Origin of the sequence: Paraburkholderia adhaesiva (genome assembly GCF_021390575.1) — a bacterium.
GTDB classification, from domain to species: Bacteria; Pseudomonadota; Gammaproteobacteria; order Burkholderiales; family Burkholderiaceae; genus Paraburkholderia; species Paraburkholderia adhaesiva.
On the sequence record NZ_JAJEJQ010000003.1, the window covers coordinates 747,339 to 765,352 of the forward strand.

Sequence of the window (18,014 nt, forward strand, 5' to 3'; positions counted from 1 at the left end):
ATTGCATCGCTGTTGGACTGCACGTCGGCAACGGATTCGATATGAAGTAGTGCAAAATAAAAACACGACAACTATCAATTTTTGGCAAGCGTGAGACAAATCCTATTCAATTTCACTGCGATTTGATGAGTGACCTATACCAGCCTGAGTGAAATTGATTCGTAATGTACGTAGAGGTTCGTAAGTGCAGTTTGGAGCAGTACGGCTGTCGCACTGGAGATAACGGGCAAGGCGGGAGTCTGTGGTTGTGGTGGACTTCAATAGGGATACAACGCAGACCATTTTGAGGTCTAGTGGTTGTGGAGACGTTTTTTGAGGAAATCTCCTCCAGCCATCGGGGTGGCGGAAGACACTTATAAGCAGGAACTAAATGCTATGAATATCACTATCGTTGACAAAAAGACGCACTCCGCGACGCATCTCAGCGCATCGGATGTCAAGGTACTTTCGCCTTCGGTTGTGGAATTGCCCGTGCGCCGTGCCGATGTGAAGTCGATGGCGCGCGATGGGGATGCGCTCGTTATTACGACGGTCAATGGCGAGATCATCGTCATTCACGGATTCTTCAATAACGCGGCGAATGTTCATAGCGATCTGGTTCTGCAGGACGATGGGGCGATGTGGCTGCTCGATGCCGGCAGTGTCGGCCCCGGTCATCCGGCAGGTCTTTTCTCGACGATCGAGTCCATCGATCCGTTGCTGCTGCACGACAGTATCGACCTCGGCCCTATTCCATTGATCTTGGGCGGGTTGGGCATTGCCGGTGGGGCAGTGGGCCTGGCAGTTAGCGATAGCGGTGGTGGTTCCGGGGGGGCGAGTGGGATCACATTGGATGCACCAACGGTGAATGTTGTGCCGAATTCTGATGGCACGCTGACGGTGTCGGGCCATGCGATGGCCGGTACGCTGGTCGCCGTGTCGTTCCCGGATGGCACGTCCACGCTGGTTGCGACTGACGCGTCGGGTAACTATTCGGCACAGTCCTCGTCGCCGCAGACGTCGGGGGTGGTCGAGGCGATCTCGCTTGACACCAGCGGCCACGAGAGTACGCCGACGGACGTGAACTATGTGGACACTACGCCACCGTCGATACCGACAGTCACCGTGACGGCGAATTCAGACGGGACGGTGACGGTGACGGGTACGGCAGAGGCTGGCAGTACGGTAACGGTCACGTACCCGGACGGAATGACCAGTACGGTAACGGCCGATGCGTCGGGCAACTATACGGCGACTTCGGACACAGTCGAAACCAGTGGGACGGTTACGGTGACTTCGACGGATGCGGCGGGCAATGTCAGCGATCCGGCAGAAGTTGGCTATACGGACACGACACCACCGGTGTCGCCGGTTGTGAACGTGACTGCGAATCCGAACGGGACGGTTACCGTGTCGGGCACCTCGGAGCCGGGCAGCACGGTGACGGTGACGTACCCGGACGGTACGACGAGCACAACGACGGCCGACGCATCGGGCAATTACTCTACTCACTCGGAAACGGTGCAGACAACGGGAGTGGTTGAGGCAACGGCTACAGACGTTGCGGGCAATACCAGCGATCCGACCGATGTGGTCTACACTGATACCGTTGCGCCGGCGAACCCGGTGATATGGGCCACCCCGAACGCGGACGGTGGCCTGACGGTCAGCGGCACGGCCGAGCCGGGCAGCACGGTGACGGTGACGTACCCGGATGGCAGCACGTCGACCACGACGGCGGATGCCTCGGGCAACTACAGCGTGACGACCGATGTGCCGCAGACGAGCGGCACGGTGGAAGCGACGGCAACCGACGCGGCAGGCAACACCAGCACGCCGACGGACGTGAGCTATGCGGACACGACGGCGCCGCTCGCGCCGAGCGCAGACGTGACGGCGAACGCGGACGGTGGCCTGACGGTCAGCGGCACGGCGGAGCCGGGTTCCCTGGTGACGGTGACGTACCCGGATGGTTCGACCGGCACGACGACGGCGGATGCCTCGGGCAACTACAGCGTGACGACCGATGTGCCGCAGACGAGCGGCACGGTGGAAGCGACGGCAACCGACGCGGCAGGCAACACCAGCACGCCGACGGACGTGAGCTATGCGGACACGACGGCGCCGCTCGCGCCGAGCGCGGACGTGACGGCGAACGCGGACGGTGGCCTGACGGTCAGCGGCACGGCCGAGCCGGGTTCCCTGGTGACGGTGACGTACCCGGATGGCAGCACGTCGACCACGACGGCGGATGCCTCGGGCAACTACAGCGTGACGACCGACGTGCCGCAGACTTCGGGCACGGTGGAAGCGACGGCAACCGACGCGGCAGGCAACACCAGCACGCCGACGGACGTGAGCTATGCGGACACGACGGCACCGCTCGCGCCGAGCGCAGACGTGACGGCGAACGCGGACGGTGGCCTGACGGTCAGCGGCACGGCCGAGCCGGGTTCCCTGGTGACGGTGACGTACCCGGATGGCAGCACGTCGACCACGACGGCGGACGCCTCGGGCAACTACAGCGTGACGACCGACGTGCCGCAGACTTCGGGCACGGTGGAAGCGACGGCGACCGATGCGGCAGGCAACACCAGCACGCCGACGGACGTGAGCTATGCGGACACGACGGCGCCGCTCGCGCCGAGCGCAGACGTGACGGCGAACGCGGACGGTGGCCTGACGGTCAGCGGCACGGCCGAGCCGGGTTCCCTGGTGACGGTGACGTACCCGGATGGCAGCACGTCGACCACGACGGCGGACGCCTCGGGCAACTACAGCGTGACGACCGATGTGCCGCAGACGAGCGGCACGGTGGAAGCGACGGCAACCGACGCGGCAGGCAACACCAGCACGCCGACGGACGTGAGCTATGCGGACACGACGGCGCCGCTCGCGCCGAGCGCAGACGTGACGGCGAACGCGGACGGTGGCCTGACGGTCAGCGGCACGGCGGAGCCGGGTTCCCTGGTGACAGTGACGTACCCGGATGGTTCGACCGGCACGACGACGGCGGATGCCTCGGGCAACTACAGCGTGACGACCGATGTGCCGCAGACTTCGGGCACGGTGGAAGCGACGGCAACCGACGCGGCAGGCAACACCAGCACGCCGACGGACGTGAGCTATGCGGACACGACGGCGCCGCTCGCGCCGAGCGCAGACGTGACGGCGAACGCGGACGGTGGCCTGACGGTCAGCGGCACGGCCGAGCCGGGTTCCCTGGTGACGGTGACGTATCCGGATGGTTCGACCGGCACGACGACGGCCGACGCCTCGGGCAACTACAGCGTGACGACCGACGTGCCGCAGACGAGCGGCACGGTGGAAGCGACGGCGACCGATGCGGCAGGCAACACCAGCACGCCGACGGACGTGAGCTATGCGGACACGACGGCACCGCTCGCGCCGAGCGCGGACGTGACGGCGAACGCGGACGGTGGCCTGACGGTCAGCGGCACGGCCGAGCCGGGTTCCCTGGTGACGGTGACGTACCCGGATGGCAGCACGTCGACCACGACGGCGGACGCCTCGGGCAACTACAGCGTGACGACCGACGTGCCGCAGACTTCGGGCACGGTGGAAGCGACGGCGACCGATGCGGCAGGCAACACCAGCACGCCGACGGACGTGAGCTATGCGGACACGACGGCGCCGCTCGCGCCGAGCGCAGACGTGACGGCGAACGCGGACGGTGGCCTGACGGTCAGCGGCACGGCCGAGCCGGGTTCCCTGGTGACGGTGACGTACCCGGATGGCAGCACGTCGACCACGACGGCGGACGCCTCGGGCAACTACAGCGTGACGACCGACGTGCCGCAGACTTCGGGCACGGTGGAAGCGACGGCAACCGACGCGGCGGGCAACACCAGCACGCCGACGGACGTGAGCTATGCGGACACGACGGCGCCGCTCGCGCCGAGCGCAGACGTGACGGCGAACGCGGACGGTGGCCTGACGGTCAGCGGCACGGCCGAGCCGGGTTCCCTGGTGACGGTGACGTACCCGGATGGCAGCACGTCGACCACGACGGCGGACGCCTCGGGCAACTACAGCGTGACGACCGACGTGCCGCAGACTTCGGGCACGGTGGAAGCGACGGCCACCGATGCGGCAGGCAACACCAGCACGCCGACGGACGTGAGCTATGCGGACACGACGGCACCGCTCGCGCCGAGCGCAGACGTGACGGCGAACGCGGACGGTGGCCTGACGGTCAGCGGCACGGCCGAGCCGGGTTCCCTGGTGACGGTGACGTACCCGGATGGCAGCACGTCGACCACGACGGCGGACGCCTCGGGCAACTACAGCGTGACGACCGACGTGCCGCAGACGAGCGGCACGGTGGAAGCGACGGCAACCGACGCGGCAGGCAACACCAGCACGCCGACGGACGTGAGCTATGCGGACACGACGGCGCCGCTCGCGCCGAGCGCGGACGTGACGGCGAACGCGGACGGTGGCCTGACGGTCAGCGGCACGGCGGAGCCGGGCAGCACGGTGACGGTGACGTACCCGGATGGCTCGACCGGCACGACGACGGCGGATGCCTCGGGCAACTACAGCGTGACGACCGATGTGCCGCAGACGAGCGGCACGGTGGAAGCGACGGCGACCGATGCGGCAGGCAACACCAGCACGCCGACGGACGTGAGCTATGCGGACACGACGGCACCGCTCGCGCCGAGCGCGGACGTGACGGCGAACGCGGACGGTGGCCTGACGGTCAGCGGCACGGCCGAGCCGGGTTCCCTGGTGACGGTGACGTACCCGGATGGCAGCACGTCGACCACGACGGCGGATGCCTCGGGCAACTACAGCGTGACGACCGATGTGCCGCAGACTTCGGGCACGGTGGAAGCGACGGCCACCGACGCGGCAGGCAACACCAGCACGCCGACGGACGTGAGCTATGCGGACACGACGGCGCCGCTCGCGCCGAGCGCGGACGTGACGGCGAACGCGGACGGTGGCCTGACGGTCAGCGGCACGGCGGAGCCGGGCAGCACGGTGACGGTGACGTACCCGGATGGCTCGACCGGCACGACGACGGCGGATGCCTCGGGCAACTACAGCGTGACGACCGATGTGCCGCAGACGAGCGGCACGGTGGAAGCGACGGCAACCGACGCGGCAGGCAACACCAGCACGCCGACGGACGTGAGCTATGCGGACACGACGGCACCGCTCGCGCCGAGCGCAGACGTGACGGCGAACGCGGACGGTGGCCTGACGGTCAGCGGCACGGCCGAGCCGGGTTCCCTGGTGACGGTGACGTACCCGGATGGCAGCACGTCGACCACGACGGCGGACGCCTCGGGCAACTACAGCGTGACGACCGACGTGCCGCAGACTTCGGGCACGGTGGAAGCGACGGCCACCGATGCGGCAGGCAACACCAGCACGCCGACGGACGTGAGCTATGCGGACACGACGGCACCGCTCGCGCCGAGCGCAGACGTGACGGCGAACGCGGACGGTGGCCTGACGGTCAGCGGCACGGCCGAGCCGGGTTCCCTGGTGACGGTGACGTACCCGGATGGCAGCACGTCGACCACGACGGCGGACGCCTCGGGCAACTACAGCGTGACGACCGATGTGCCGCAGACGAGCGGCACGGTGGAAGCGACGGCAACCGACGCGGCGGGCAACACCAGCACGCCGACGGACGTGAGCTATGCGGACACGACGGCACCGCTCGCGCCGAGCGCGGACGTGACGGCGAACGCGGACGGTGGCCTGACGGTCAGCGGCACGGCCGAGCCGGGTTCCCTGGTGACGGTGACGTACCCGGATGGCAGCACGTCGACCACGACGGCGGACGCCTCGGGCAACTACAGCGTGACGACCGACGTGCCGCAGACGAGCGGCACGGTGGAAGCGACGGCAACCGACGCGGCGGGCAACACCAGCACGCCGACGGACGTGAGCTATGCGGACACGACGGCACCGCTCGCGCCGAGCGCGGACGTGACGGCGAACGCGGACGGTGGCCTGACGGTCAGCGGCACGGCCGAGCCGGGTTCCCTGGTGACGGTGACGTACCCGGATGGCAGCACGTCGACCACGACGGCGGATGCCTCGGGCAACTACAGCGTGACGACCGATGTGCCGCAGACTTCGGGCACGGTGGAAGCGACGGCAACCGACGCGGCAGGCAACACCAGCACGCCGACGGACGTGAGCTATGCGGACACGACGGCGCCGCTCGCGCCGAGCGCAGACGTGACGGCGAACGCGGACGGTGGCCTGACGGTCAGCGGCACGGCCGAGCCGGGTTCCCTGGTGACGGTGACGTATCCGGATGGTTCGACCGGCACGACGACGGCCGACGCCTCGGGCAACTACAGCGTGACGACCGACGTGCCGCAGACGAGCGGCACGGTGGAAGCGACGGCGACCGATGCGGCAGGCAACACCAGCACGCCGACGGACGTGAGCTATGCGGACACGACGGCACCGCTCGCGCCGAGCGCGGACGTGACGGCGAACGCGGACGGTGGCCTGACGGTCAGCGGCACGGCCGAGCCGGGTTCCCTGGTGACGGTGACGTACCCGGATGGCAGCACGTCGACCACGACGGCGGATGCCTCGGGCAACTACAGCGTGACGACCGATGTGCCGCAGACTTCGGGCACGGTGGAAGCGACGGCAACCGACGCGGCAGGCAACACCAGCACGCCGACGGACGTGAGCTATGCGGACACGACGGCGCCGCTCGCGCCGAGCGCGGACGTGACGGCGAACGCGGACGGTGGCCTGACGGTCAGCGGCACGGCGGAGCCGGGCAGCACGGTGACGGTGACGTACCCGGATGGCTCGACCGGCACGACGACGGCGGATGCCTCGGGCAACTACAGCGTGACGACCGATGTGCCGCAGACGAGCGGCACGGTGGAAGCGACGGCGACCGATGCGGCAGGCAACACCAGCACGCCGACGGACGTGAGCTATGCGGACACGACGGCACCGCTCGCGCCGAGCGCGGACGTGACGGCGAACGCGGACGGTGGCCTGACGGTCAGCGGCACGGCCGAGCCGGGTTCCCTGGTGACGGTGACGTACCCGGATGGCAGCACGTCGACCACGACGGCGGATGCCTCGGGCAACTACAGCGTGACGACCGACGTGCCGCAGACTTCGGGCACGGTGGAAGCGACGGCAACCGACGCGGCAGGCAACACCAGCACGCCGACGGACGTGAGCTATGCGGACACGACGGCACCGCTCGCGCCGAGCGCAGACGTGACGGCGAACGCGGACGGTGGCCTGACGGTCAGCGGCACGGCCGAGCCGGGTTCCCTGGTGACGGTGACGTACCCGGATGGCAGCACGTCGACCACGACGGCGGACGCCTCGGGCAACTACAGCGTGACGACCGACGTGCCGCAGACTTCGGGCACGGTGGAAGCGACGGCGACCGATGCGGCAGGCAACACCAGCACGCCGACGGACGTGAGCTATGCGGACACGACGGCGCCGCTCGCGCCGAGCGCAGACGTGACGGCGAACGCGGACGGTGGCCTGACGGTCAGCGGCACGGCCGAGCCGGGTTCCCTGGTGACGGTGACGTACCCGGATGGCAGCACGTCGACCACGACGGCGGACGCCTCGGGCAACTACAGCGTGACGACCGACGTGCCGCAGACTTCGGGCACGGTGGAAGCGACGGCAACCGACGCGGCGGGCAACACCAGCACGCCGACGGACGTGAGCTATGCGGACACGACGGCGCCGCTCGCGCCGAGCGCAGACGTGACGGCGAACGCGGACGGTGGCCTGACGGTCAGCGGCACGGCCGAGCCGGGTTCCCTGGTGACGGTGACGTATCCGGATGGTTCGACCGGCACGACGACGGCCGACGCCTCGGGCAACTACAGCGTGACGACCGACGTGCCGCAGACGAGCGGCACGGTGGAAGCGACGGCGACCGATGCGGCAGGCAACACCAGCACGCCGACGGACGTGAGCTATGCGGACACGACGGCGCCGCTCGCGCCGAGCGCGGACGTGACGGCGAACGCGGACGGTGGCCTGACGGTCAGCGGCACGGCCGAGCCGGGTTCCCTGGTGACGGTGACGTACCCGGATGGCAGCACGTCGACCACGACGGCGGATGCCTCGGGCAACTACAGCGTGACGACCGACGTGCCGCAGACTTCGGGCACGGTGGAAGCGACGGCAACCGACGCGGCAGGCAACACCAGCACGCCGACGGACGTGAGCTATGCGGACACGACGGCACCGCTCGCGCCGAGCGCAGACGTGACGGCGAACGCGGACGGTGGCCTGACGGTCAGCGGCACGGCCGAGCCGGGTTCCCTGGTGACGGTGACGTACCCGGATGGCAGCACGTCGACCACGACGGCGGACGCCTCGGGCAACTACAGCGTGACGACCGACGTGCCGCAGACGAGCGGCACGGTGGAAGCGACGGCCACCGACGCGGCGGGCAACACCAGCACGCCGACGGACGTGAGCTATGCGGACACGACGGCGCCGCTCGCGCCGAGCGCAGACGTGACGGCGAACGCGGACGGTGGCCTGACGGTCAGCGGCACGGCCGAGCCGGGTTCCCTGGTGACGGTGACGTACCCGGATGGCAGCACGTCGACCACGACGGCGGACGCCTCGGGCAACTACAGCGTGACGACCGACGTGCCGCAGACTTCGGGCACGGTGGAAGCGACGGCAACCGACGCGGCGGGCAACACCAGCACGCCGACGGACGTGAGCTATGCGGACACGACGGCGCCGCTCGCGCCGAGCGCAGACGTGACGGCGAACGCGGACGGTGGCCTGACGGTCAGCGGCACGGCCGAGCCGGGTTCCCTGGTGACGGTGACGTACCCGGATGGCAGCACGTCGACCACGACGGCGGACGCCTCGGGCAACTACAGCGTGACGACCGACGTGCCGCAGACGAGCGGCACGGTGGAAGCGACGGCCACCGACGCGGCGGGCAACACCAGCACGCCGACGGACGTGAGCTATGCGGACACGACGGCGCCGCTCGCGCCGAGCGCAGACGTGACGGCGAACGCGGACGGTGGCCTGACGGTCAGCGGCACGGCCGAGCCGGGTTCCCTGGTGACGGTGACGTACCCGGATGGCAGCACGTCGACCACGACGGCGGACGCCTCGGGCAACTACAGCGTGACGACCGATGTGCCGCAGACGAGCGGCACGGTGGAAGCGACGGCAACCGACGCGGCGGGCAACACCAGCACGCCGACGGACGTGAGCTATGCGGACACGACGGCACCGCTCGCGCCGAGCGCGGACGTGACGGCGAACGCGGACGGTGGCCTGACGGTCAGCGGCACGGCCGAGCCGGGTTCCCTGGTGACGGTGACGTACCCGGATGGCAGCACGTCGACCACGACGGCGGATGCCTCGGGCAACTACAGCGTGACGACCGATGTGCCGCAGACTTCGGGCACGGTGGAAGCGACGGCAACCGACGCGGCAGGCAACACCAGCACGCCGACGGACGTGAGCTATGCGGACACGACGGCGCCGCTCGCGCCGAGCGCAGACGTGACGGCGAACGCGGACGGTGGCCTGACGGTCAGCGGCACGGCGGAGCCGGGTTCCCTGGTGACAGTGACGTACCCGGATGGTTCGACCGGCACGACGACGGCGGATGCCTCGGGCAACTACAGCGTGACGACCGATGTGCCGCAGACTTCGGGCACGGTGGAAGCGACGGCAACCGACGCGGCAGGCAACACCAGCACGCCGACGGACGTGAGCTATGCGGACACGACGGCGCCGCTCGCGCCGAGCGCAGACGTGACGGCGAACGCGGACGGTGGCCTGACGGTCAGCGGCACGGCCGAGCCGGGTTCCCTGGTGACGGTGACGTATCCGGATGGTTCGACCGGCACGACGACGGCCGACGCCTCGGGCAACTACAGCGTGACGACCGACGTGCCGCAGACGAGCGGCACGGTGGAAGCGACGGCGACCGATGCGGCAGGCAACACCAGCACGCCGACGGACGTGAGCTATGCGGACACGACGGCGCCGCTCGCGCCGAGCGCGGACGTGACGGCGAACGCGGACGGTGGCCTGACGGTCAGCGGCACGGCCGAGCCGGGTTCCCTGGTGACGGTGACGTACCCGGATGGCAGCACGTCGACCACGACGGCGGACGCCTCGGGCAACTACAGCGTGACGACCGATGTGCCGCAGACGAGCGGCACGGTGGAAGCGACGGCAACCGACGCGGCGGGCAACACCAGCACGCCGACGGACGTGAGCTATGCGGACACGACGGCACCGCTCGCGCCGAGCGCGGACGTGACGGCGAACGCGGACGGTGGCCTGACGGTCAGCGGCACGGCCGAGCCGGGTTCCCTGGTGACGGTGACGTACCCGGATGGCAGCACGTCGACCACGACGGCGGACGCCTCGGGCAACTACAGCGTGACGACCGATGTGCCGCAGACGAGCGGCACGGTGGAAGCGACGGCAACCGACGCGGCGGGCAACACCAGCACGCCGACGGACGTGAGCTATGCGGACACGACGGCACCGCTCGCGCCGAGCGCGGACGTGACGGCGAACGCGGACGGTGGCCTGACGGTCAGCGGCACGGCGGAGCCGGGCAGCACGGTGACGGTGACGTACCCGGATGGCTCGACCGGCACGACGACGGCGGATGCCTCGGGCAACTACAGCGTGACGACCGATGTGCCGCAGACGAGCGGCACGGTGGAAGCGACGGCGACCGATGCGGCAGGCAACACCAGCACGCCGACGGACGTGAGCTATGCGGACACGACGGCACCGCTCGCGCCGAGCGCGGACGTGACGGCGAACGCGGACGGTGGCCTGACGGTCAGCGGCACGGCCGAGCCGGGTTCCCTGGTGACGGTGACGTACCCGGATGGCAGCACGTCGACCACGACGGCGGACGCCTCGGGCAACTACAGCGTGACGACCGACGTGCCGCAGACGAGCGGCACGGTGGAAGCGACGGCAACCGACGCGGCGGGCAACACCAGCACGCCGACGGACGTGAGCTATGCGGACACGACGGCACCGCTCGCGCCGAGCGCGGACGTGACGGCGAACGCGGACGGTGGCCTGACGGTCAGCGGCACGGCCGAGCCGGGTTCCCTGGTGACGGTGACGTACCCGGATGGCAGCACGTCGACCACGACGGCGGATGCCTCGGGCAACTACAGCGTGACGACCGATGTGCCGCAGACTTCGGGCACGGTGGAAGCGACGGCAACCGACGCGGCAGGCAACACCAGCACGCCGACGGACGTGAGCTATGCGGACACGACGGCGCCGCTCGCGCCGAGCGCGGACGTGACGGCGAACGCGGACGGTGGCCTGACGGTCAGCGGCACGGCCGAGCCGGGTTCCCTGGTGACGGTGACGTACCCGGATGGCAGCACGTCGACCACGACGGCGGACGCCTCGGGCAACTACAGCGTGACGACCGATGTGCCGCAGACGAGCGGCACGGTGGAAGCGACGGCAACCGACGCGGCAGGCAACACCAGCACGCCGACGGACGTGAGCTATGCGGACACGACGGCGCCGCTCGCGCCGAGCGCAGACGTGACGGCGAACGCGGACGGTGGCCTGACGGTCAGCGGCACGGCGGAGCCGGGTTCCCTGGTGACGGTGACGTACCCGGATGGTTCGACCGGCACGACGACGGCGGATGCCTCGGGCAACTACAGCGTGACGACCGATGTGCCGCAGACGAGCGGCACGGTGGAAGCGACGGCAACCGACGCGGCAGGCAACACCAGCACGCCGACGGACGTGAGCTATGCGGACACGACGGCGCCGCTCGCGCCGAGCGCAGACGTGACGGCGAACGCGGACGGTGGCCTGACGGTCAGCGGCACGGCCGAGCCGGGTTCCCTGGTGACGGTGACGTATCCGGATGGTTCGACCGGCACGACGACGGCCGACGCCTCGGGCAACTACAGCGTGACGACCGACGTGCCGCAGACGAGCGGCACGGTGGAAGCGACGGCGACCGATGCGGCAGGCAACACCAGCACGCCGACGGACGTGAGCTATGCGGACACGACGGCACCGCTCGCGCCGAGCGCGGACGTGACGGCGAACGCGGACGGTGGCCTGACGGTCAGCGGCACGGCCGAGCCGGGTTCCCTGGTGACGGTGACGTACCCGGATGGCAGCACGTCGACCACGACGGCGGACGCCTCGGGCAACTACAGCGTGACGACCGACGTGCCGCAGACTTCGGGCACGGTGGAAGCGACGGCGACCGATGCGGCAGGCAACACCAGCACGCCGACGGACGTGAGCTATGCGGACACGACGGCGCCGCTCGCGCCGAGCGCAGACGTGACGGCGAACGCGGACGGTGGCCTGACGGTCAGCGGCACGGCCGAGCCGGGTTCCCTGGTGACGGTGACGTACCCGGATGGCAGCACGTCGACCACGACGGCGGACGCCTCGGGCAACTACAGCGTGACGACCGATGTGCCGCAGACGAGCGGCACGGTGGAAGCGACGGCAACCGACGCGGCAGGCAACACCAGCACGCCGACGGACGTGAGCTATGCGGACACGACGGCGCCGCTCGCGCCGAGCGCAGACGTGACGGCGAACGCGGACGGTGGCCTGACGGTCAGCGGCACGGCCGAGCCGGGTTCCCTGGTGACGGTGACGTACCCGGATGGCAGCACGTCGACCACGACGGCGGACGCCTCGGGCAACTACAGCGTGACGACCGACGTGCCGCAGACGAGCGGCACGGTGGAAGCGACGGCAACCGACGCGGCAGGCAACACCAGCACGCCGACGGACGTGAGCTATGCGGACACGACGGCGCCGCTCGCGCCGAGCGCGGACGTGACGGCGAACGCGGACGGTGGCCTGACGGTCAGCGGCACGGCGGAGCCGGGCAGCACGGTGACGGTGACGTACCCGGATGGCTCGACCGGCACGACGACGGCGGATGCCTCGGGCAACTACAGCGTGACGACCGATGTGCCGCAGACGAGCGGCACGGTGGAAGCGACGGCAACCGACGCGGCAGGCAACACCAGCACGCCGACGGACGTGAGCTATGCGGACACGACGGCACCGCTCGCGCCGAGCGCAGACGTGACGGCGAACGCGGACGGTGGCCTGACGGTCAGCGGCACGGCCGAGCCGGGCAGCACGGTGACGGTGACGTACCCGGATGGTTCGACCGGCACGACGACGGCGGACGCCTCGGGCAACTACAGCGTGACGACCGACGTGCCGCAGACGAGCGGCACGGTGGAAGCGACGGCCACCGATGCGGCAGGCAACACCAGCACGCCGACGGACGTGAGCTATGCGGACACGACGGCACCGCTCGCGCCGAGCGCGGACGTGACGGCGAACGCGGACGGTGGCCTGACGGTCAGCGGCACGGCCGAGCCGGGTTCCCTGGTGACGGTGACGTACCCGGATGGCAGCACGTCGACCACGACGGCGGATGCCTCGGGCAACTACAGCGTGACGACCGATGTGCCGCAGACTTCGGGCACGGTGGAAGCGACGGCCACCGACGCGGCAGGCAACACCAGCACGCCGACGGACGTGAGCTATGCGGACACGACGGCGCCGCTCGCGCCGAGCGCGGACGTGACGGCGAACGCGGACGGTGGCCTGACGGTCAGCGGCACGGCGGAGCCGGGCAGCACGGTGACGGTGACGTACCCGGATGGCTCGACCGGCACGACGACGGCGGATGCCTCGGGCAACTACAGCGTGACGACCGATGTGCCGCAGACGAGCGGCACGGTGGAAGCGACGGCAACCGACGCGGCAGGCAACACCAGCACGCCGACGGACGTGAGCTATGCGGACACGACGGCGCCGCTCGCGCCGAGCGCGGACGTGACGGCGAACGCGGACGGTGGCCTGACGGTCAGCGGCACGGCCGAGCCGGGTTCCCTGGTGACGGTGACGTACCCGGATGGCTCGACCGGCACGACGACGGCGGATGCCTCGGGCAACTACAGCGTGACGACCGATGTGCCGCAGACGAGCGGCACGGTGGAAGCGACGGCAACCGACGCGGCAGGCAACACCAGCACGCCGACGGACGTGAGCTATGCGGACACGACGGCACCGCTCGCGCCGAGCGCAGACGTGACGGCGAACGCGGACGGTGGCCTGACGGTCAGCGGCACGGCCGAGCCGGGTTCCCTGGTGACGGTGACGTACCCGGATGGCAGCACGTCGACCACGACGGCGGACGCCTCGGGCAACTACAGCGTGACGACCGATGTGCCGCAGACTTCGGGCACGGTGGAAGCGACGGCGACCGACGCGGCGGGCAACACCAGCACGCCGACGGACGTGAGCTATGCGGACACGACGGCGCCGCTCGCGCCGACGATGAGCGCCGCCGCCAATGAAGACGGTACACTGACCGTCACGGGGTCTGCCGAGCCCGGTTCACTGGTGACGGTGACGTACCCGGATGGCTCGACCGGCACGACGACGGCGGATGCCTCGGGCAACTACAGCGTGACGAGCAGCACGTCGCAGGCGGCGGGCGACGTAAGCGCCACCGCGACGGATGCCGCTCACAATGTCAGCGACCCGGGAACCACGCACTATGCGACGGCGACGGTCAGCGCCATTACGGACGATACGGGGCCGAGCAGTTCCGATTTCATCACCAGCGACAACACGCTGGTGGTGAGCGTGACGCTGAACGGTACTCTGAACGACGGTGACCGCGTGCAGGTGTCGCTCGACGGCGGCACGACGTGGTACGACGCAGCGCTGGTCAGTGGCAGCACCTACGCCTACGACAACACCGGCACCGAGCTGGCCGACGGCACCTACCAGTTCGACGCGCGCGTGATTGGCGCCGAGGGTAATACGAGCACGGTGGCCAGCCAGCAGGTGACAATCAGCACGACAGTTCCGTCGGCTGCCGAGACGATCACGATCGACTCGATCACCGATGACTCGGGTACCAGCTCGACTGACTTCTTCACGAACGACAACACGCTGGTGTTCAGCGGGTCGCTGGGTACCACGCTGGCCGATGGCGAGTTGGTCCAGATCAGCCTGGACGGCGGCACGACATGGGTGACGGCGTCGGTGTCGGGTACGCAGTGGACGTACGACAACACGGGCGACGTGCTGGCAGATGGCACGTACAACGTCATTGCACGTATTGTCGACATGGCGGGTAACGAAGGTCAGAGTGCGAGCCAGGCGGTAACGATCGATACCGTCGGGCCGACCTTCACATCGTTCTCCATCGATCTGACAACGCCGAGCGACAACGGCGTCAGCTCGACCGACAACTTGACGAGCGTGATCACGCCGACCTTCACCGGAACGGTGACCGGTCTGACGGCGGATGATGCCGCGCAGGCGGCGGCGGGCCAGATCACGGTTCTGTTCTTCGACGACAAGAACAACGATGGCGTGTACGACGATGGCGACGACCTCTATGCGTCGGGCCTTACGCTGACGATGGACGGCACGACCGGCACGTTTAGCGTGACGTTACCGTCGCTATTCGACGGCACGTACAACATGAAGGCCGTGTTGGTGGACGCAGCGGGCAACATGTCGAACGTCGGCCTGCTGGACGGCAGCAGCACGGCGCGTCTTGTGATCGATACAGCAGGGACGCCATCGGTGGCGAGCAGCACGCAGTCGGGCGACGGTCTTGGCTACGCGATGACCGCAATCGGCGACTTCAATGGTGACGGCTACACGGACTACCTCGTATCTGCGCCGCACGATACGCCGAGCGGAGTTTCGTTCGGCGGATCCGATATCTATCTGCTGTACGGCAGCGCGGATGGCCTTCCGAGTCTGTCGAATATCGACAACCTGACGGCCGCCCAGGGCATCCACTTCAAGGCCACGAGCTTTGCGGGGGTAGGCGGAGACGCCGGTGTCACAGGGTTGAGTGTCGCGGACATCGGTGACATCAACGGTGATGGCCTGAGTGACTTCGCGATTTCGTCGAATTACAACGACCGGGTGTATGTCGTGTTCGGGCAGGCTGGCAACTCGCTGGCGACCGTGGATCTGGCGAGCATGGAGAACGGAGCCAACCAGTACGGGTTTGTGATCAAGAACATGACCACGGGAGCGTTCCTGGGTTCGTCGGTGTCGGGCGGTGATATCAATGGCGACGGTTATAGCGACCTGATCTTCGGCTCGTCGAACGGCACCGGCCAAGGCTACACCTTTGTCCTGTACGGCCATGCTGGTGATCCGGGCTCGTCGGCATGGAGTGACCTGCTCGCGTACACCGACGGGTTGTATACCGCAACGGGAACGACCGCCTCGACTCAAGGTACGCTTGTGTCCGGCCAGACTACCCTCACCTCTACCACCGTTGGTCAAGGCCTCGGTGCGATGGTCAGCGTGATCGGCGACGTGAACGGTGACGGCTACAACGATTACATTGTGACTGCACCGGCCGCGACTGCGAACTCGCTCGGAACTGCAGGTATCGCTTATCTCATCTTCGGAAGCGCCAGCGGGCTCGGTACGAACTTCGACCTGGCGAACCTGACGTCCTCGCAGGGCGTCAGGCTGTACGGCTCGGCGACTGGCGAGTATCTGGGCGGTGTAGTGACGGATGTCGTGGCCGGCGCGACTGAGGCGCAGTACTCGTCGATAACCAACCTGGGCGACATCAACGGTGATGGTATTGCCGACTTTGCTATCGGATCTCCGAGTTGGGGAACGACAGGCACGAGTAACTCACCGGGTCGCGTCTATGTGATCTACGGTAAGGCCGATGGTGTTTCCTGGTCGGATCTGAACCTGGGCAGCCTGGACGGGACGAACGGCTTCATCTTGTCCAGCAGCAGCAACGGTTCGACGAGCGGCTCGGGTATCACGACGCAAAACGGTAACCTGGGCTTCTCGGTCAGTTCCGCTGGCGATGTGAACGGCGATGGCATCGACGACTTCCTGGTCGGCGAGCCGGGTTACGACTCCACGGGGTACAGCAGCAATAACAACGCGGGCGCCGTGTACCTGGTGTTCGGTCAGGCGGGCGGCGGGTTCAGCGCGTCGAGCGATCTGGACGCCATGGTGGCAAGCGGTCAGGCCATCAAGTACGTCGGCACGGCAGGCAGCGCCATGGGTACCGGCGTTACTTCGGGTGACTGGGACGGCAACGGCATCTCCGACTACGCGTTCGGTGCGTACCTGGACAGTACCGGTGGAACCTACACCGGCACCTACTACGTCTACAACGGCTCGATCTCGAACCTGACCCATTCGTACACGACTGGGGACGACGTGATCTATGCCGGTACGACAAGTCCGGGTGCGGCAGCGATCGTGAATGGCGTGGACATCATCTCCGGTGGCCAGGGCAACGACATCATTCACGGCATCGGTACGGACACGACGGGTACGACGGATCTGACCGTCCAGCATGACGTTGCGATGGGCGGAGCGGGCGATGACTACATCGGCATCGTCGGTACGCTATTCACGCGTCTTGATGGCGGGCTGGGTGTGGACACGCTCGGGTTCGAGGCGTCGGGCATGACGCTGGATCTGACTGCCTGCGGGTTGCGCGTGCAGGGCTTCGAGAAGTTCGACCTGAGTGCGGAGAGCAGCACGAACAACACGCTGAAGCTTCGCCTCTCGGATGTGCTGAACGAAGCAGATTCGCTGAGCACGACGGTCCACATGACGATCAGCGGTGACAGTACGTCGATAGTGGTTCTGGCTGAAGGCGAGGGCACCGGGTCCAGCCAGTGGCAGATGTCGGGCTCCACGACTGTGGACAACGTGACCTACGATGTCTATCACAACGCGTCGATGGGCTCGAACACCGTGGCTGACCTGCTGATCCAGCACGGCATCCAGGTGCAATAAGCGGTAGTCCGTGTCGTCCCGACAGCGAACATGCTTTCGGGACGACACGGAATTTCAACAGCATCGTGAGGTGCCCGGGCGATAACAGCCGACCGGACAATCCATCGCGACAAACTCCCGGACTCAGCGATCTTCGAATGGCCAGGAGAACCCGGAAAAGAAACTGGTCAGTC

At 68.2% G+C, this 18,014-nt stretch carries 1 protein-coding gene; it reads left to right on the forward strand.

All coding sequences use genetic code 11. From position 1 onward, the window contains the following. Nucleotides 1–375 precede the first annotated feature (375 nt). Complete coding sequence (locus L0U80_RS27390) at nucleotides 376–17,841, forward strand: Ig-like domain-containing protein (RefSeq protein ID WP_233873458.1); 17,466 nt, start codon at nucleotides 376–378, stop codon at nucleotides 17,839–17,841. Nucleotides 17,842–18,014: the final 173 nt, after the last annotated feature.

Excerpts from the sequence above, each read along its gene's own strand:
- L0U80_RS27390 (WP_233873458.1), top strand. The coding sequence starts at position 376 with ATGAATATCACTATCGTTGACAAAAAGACGCACTCCGCGACGCATCTC.